The sequence below is a fragment of the uncultured Gemella sp. genome (assembly GCF_963519265.1).
Taxonomy (GTDB): domain Bacteria; phylum Bacillota; class Bacilli; order Staphylococcales; family Gemellaceae; genus Gemella.
The window spans coordinates 1-4,139 of the sequence record NZ_CAUQNQ010000102.1 but is presented as its reverse complement, the minus strand read 5'-3'; the positions used below and the strand labels follow the sequence as shown (position 1 = coordinate 4,139).

2 protein-coding genes are annotated in these 4,139 nt (G+C 30.5%); both read left to right on the top strand.

The genetic code is table 11. From position 1 onward, the window contains the following. On the top strand, positions 1 to 2,088 hold a 2,088-nt coding region (locus tag RWN11_RS07355; RefSeq protein WP_314161087.1), incomplete at its 5' end, for an ABC transporter ATP-binding protein. Further along, positions 2,081 to 3,871 (top strand): ABC transporter ATP-binding protein, encoded by a 1,791-nt coding sequence (locus tag RWN11_RS07350; RefSeq protein ID WP_314161086.1) that lies wholly within the window; start codon positions 2,081 to 2,083, stop codon positions 3,869 to 3,871. The genes RWN11_RS07355 and RWN11_RS07350, both read left to right, overlap by 8 nt. Positions 3,872 to 4,139 lie beyond the last annotated feature (268 nt).

The following is a 4,139-nucleotide window of genomic DNA, read 5'->3' as shown; positions in this document are numbered from 1 at the left end:
GTTCGTGTTGTAGCAGAGCTAGCACTTCCGACATATACAAGTAATATTGTCGATAAAGGTATTCAACAAAGCGGTATCCAAGATGCTGTACCAGAAAAAATAAGTGAAAAATCATTTAAAGAGTTACAATTATTTATGACTGATGATGAGATTAAAAAAGTTACGGCTAAATACACTAAAGATGGTGATGTTTATAAACTTGATAGTATAAGTGAACAAGAACGTAGCGAACTAAATGATATATTTAAAAACGCTATAACTGTTGTATCTGGTGCAAAATCTGAAAACTTAGATTTAGATAAGGTTGCAGAAGGTGTCAAACTAGGACTAGTCAAGAAAGATAGTTTAATAGAACAAAAAAATAAATCAATTAGTGACTTAGGAAGTTCAGCTGATATGATAACAAAACAAGCTGGTATTCGTTATGTTAAAGAAGAGTATAGAAATAATGTAGGAATTGATACTAATGAGATTAGAAAAAATTACCTAAAAAAAGTTGGAATAATGATGATAATCGTAACATTTATTTCAGGTATTGGAAGTATTATTTCGAACTTTATAGCGAGTAGAATTTCTTCAAAAATAGCTTATAACTTACGAGAAAAACTTTATAACAAGGTATTATCATTTTCTAAACAAGATATTGATAAATTTTCTACAGCTTCACTAATTACAAGAAGTACAAATGATATTCAACAAATCCAAAATGCTTTAAATATGATGTTATTTATCGCAATATATGCGCCGATGATGGCAGTTTACGGGGTTTATAAAGTTACTCAAACTGATACTGGAATGACTTGGATAATTGCATTAGGTGTAGGTGTCTTAGGTTTAACATTAGGAATAATTTCATTTTTAGTAATGCCGAAATTTAAAATTATGCAAAAGCTAATTGATAGAGTAAACCTGGTAACTCGTGAAGCATTAACTGGTATTTCTGTAATTCGCGTTTTTGGTCGTGAAAAATATGAAGAAGAAAGATTTGATAAAGAAAATACAGTTTTAAAAAATGAGCAACTTTTCATCAATAGAACTTTATCAGCGCTTATGCCAATGATTATGCTAATTATGAATGGTATTGCATTATTAATAATCTGGGTTGGTGGAAAAAATATAGATGCTGGTAGTATTCAAGTTGGGGATATGATGGCGTTTATAACATATACAATGCAGATAGTAATGTCATTCTTATTCTTTACATTCTTAATGATGCAATTACCTCGTGCGGAAGTCGCAGCTGGTCGTATTAATGAAGTACTGGAAACAGAGGTTACTGTCGTAGATAGTAAACATATTGATGATAGTAAGCTTCAAGATGTAGTAGGTGCACTTAAATTTGATAATGTTAGCTTTACATTTGATGGAGCTGATAGTCCAGTGCTTAGTAATATTAGTTTTGAAGCGGAAGCTGGAAAAACAACTGCAATTATAGGAAGTACTGGTAGTGGTAAATCTACATTACTTCATTTGATTCCTAGATATTTCGATGCTAGTGAAGGTGAAATTTTAATTGATGGAGTTAATATTCGAGATATAAGTTTAAGTAAATTAAGAGACACTTTAGGGTTTGTCCCTCAAAAAGGAGTTTTATTCAGTGGTAATATCGAATCAAATATTAAATTTGCTGATGAAAATATTTCTGATGAACAAATGAGAAAAGCTGCTAAAATTGCTCAAGCAATAGAATTTATTAATGAAAAAGAGAATAAATTTAATAGTGAGATTTCTCAAGGCGGATCAAATGTTTCTGGTGGACAAAAACAACGTCTTTCAATTGCTCGTGCATTAGCGAAAAATCCTAAGATACTTCTTTTTGACGATAGTTTTTCGGCATTAGATTATAAAACAGATGTTAAATTAAGAAAAACTTTAAGAGAAGAAATGGCTGGTGTAACTACTATAATAGTTGCCCAACGTATCGCAACAATTTTAAATGCAGATAAGATTATCGTAATGAATGAAGGTAAGATAGTAGGAGTTGGAAAACACCAAGAACTTCTAGAAACTTGTCCAACATATTTAGAAATTGCAGAAAGCCAACTTAGTGAAGAAGAATTACAAAAAGGAGGTAAACATCATGGATAGAAATCAAAAAATAGAAAAAGCTAATAATTTTTCTGGGACGTTAAAAAGAATTATCAAATTGATGTTTACACAGTATAAAGTTTCAAGTATTTTGATAGTATTCTTTGCATTAGCAAGTACAGTATTTGGTATTGTAGGACCTAAGATTATGGGACATGCAACTACAGAATTATTCGAAGGATTAGTTGCTAAAATTAGTAATGAAGGTAGTATAAATTTTGAAAAAATAGCGGGAATTTTACTTACTGTATTAGGTTTATACATACTGTCATCACTGTTTATGTTTATTCAAGGATGGCTGATGAGTAATGTTTCTCAAAAAATGACATATGATATTCGTAAAGATATAAGTAAAAAAATAAATACTTTACCTGTTGGTTATTTTGAACAACGTACAGTAGGTGAAACTTTATCTCGTGTTACTAATGATGTAGATACATTAGGTCAATCACTAAATCAAAGTTTTACTCAGATAATTTCAAATACAGCAATGGTATTAGGGGTATTGGTAATGATGTTTACGATAAGTCCTATAATGACTCTAATTGCGTTAGCTTTAATTCCTGTTTCGGGAATACTTTTAGGTGCTATAACAAAATGGAGTCAAAAATATTTCAAAAGTCAACAAGATATGCTTTCTGATGTAAATGGACAGGTTGAAGAGAGTTTCTCAGGTCAAAATATTATTGCAGCATTCAACTATAAAGAAAAAAGTGTAAAAGAATTCAATGATAAAAATAAACAATTATATACATCATCATGGAAAGCAAACTTCTTCTCAGGATTAATGTTTCCTGTGATTAACTTTGTTGGTAACCTTGGTTATGTAGGTATTGTTTTCTCAGGTGGATTATTAGTTTCTAAAGGAACTATTGGTGTAGGGGATATTCAAGCTTTTATCCAATATATTAGAAACTTTACTCAACCAATAGGTCAAATAGCTCAGTCTATGTCAGAAATTCAAAAAATGGCAGCTGCTGGTGAAAGAGTATTTGAGTTCTTAGATGCTAAAGATGAAGAAAATGCAGAAGTTCTTGAAACAGTTACTAATAAAGAAGGTAATGTAGTATTCGATAAAGTAAAATTTGGATATGTAGAAGATCAAATAATTATTAAAAACTTTACTAGTGATGTTAAAAAAGGAGAGATGGTTGCTATCGTTGGTCCTACGGGTGCAGGTAAAACAACGATGATTAAACTTCTTATGAGATTCTATGATATTAATGGAGGAAGTATCTATATTGATGGAAAAGATATCTCTAAACTTGACAGACCCGAATTGCGTTCTTACTTCACAATGGTACTACAAGACACTTGGTTATTTAAAGGAACGATAATGGAGAATCTTCGTTATGGTCGATTAGATGCTACAGATGAAGAAGTAATAGAAGCGGCTAAAGCAGCTCATATTCACCACTTTATTAAAACTTTACCGGGTGGCTACAATATGGAATTAAATGAAGATGCTTCAAATATTTCACAAGGTCAAAAGCAACTTTTAACTATAGCTCGTGCAATTCTTGCTGATAAACCTATATTAATTCTTGACGAGGCAACTTCGAGTGTAGATACACGTACAGAAGTATTAATCCAAAAAGCTATGAATAAACTTATGGAAGGTCGTACTACATTTGTTATTGCTCACCGTCTGTCAACAATTAGAAATGCAGATAAAATATTAGTATTAAAAGATGGAGATATTATTGAACAAGGTAACCATGATGAATTATTAGAACAAAAAGGTTTCTATTCAGAATTATATCAAAGTCAATTTGCAGAATAAAACAAAAGGCATTTAGAGAATTATCTCTAGATGTCTTTTAATATTATTTCTTTGACAATGTAAAGTTAATAAAGTATAATTATCTCATATTCGAGATAACTACGAGATAAATAAGTGTATAATAAAAGCAGGAGAATCCTTATGAATAATGAGTTTAAAGCAGTTATTGGAATTATGAGAGCAAGTAATTTATTAGTAGGTGATTTAAAGAAAACTTTAAAGAATTATCCAATAAATGCGACTGAATTTGCTGTTATGGAATTTTTAT

Excerpts from the sequence above, each read along its gene's own strand:
- RWN11_RS07350 (WP_314161086.1), top strand. The coding sequence starts at position 2,081 with ATGGATAGAAATCAAAAAATAGAAAAAGCTAATAATTTTTCTGGGACG.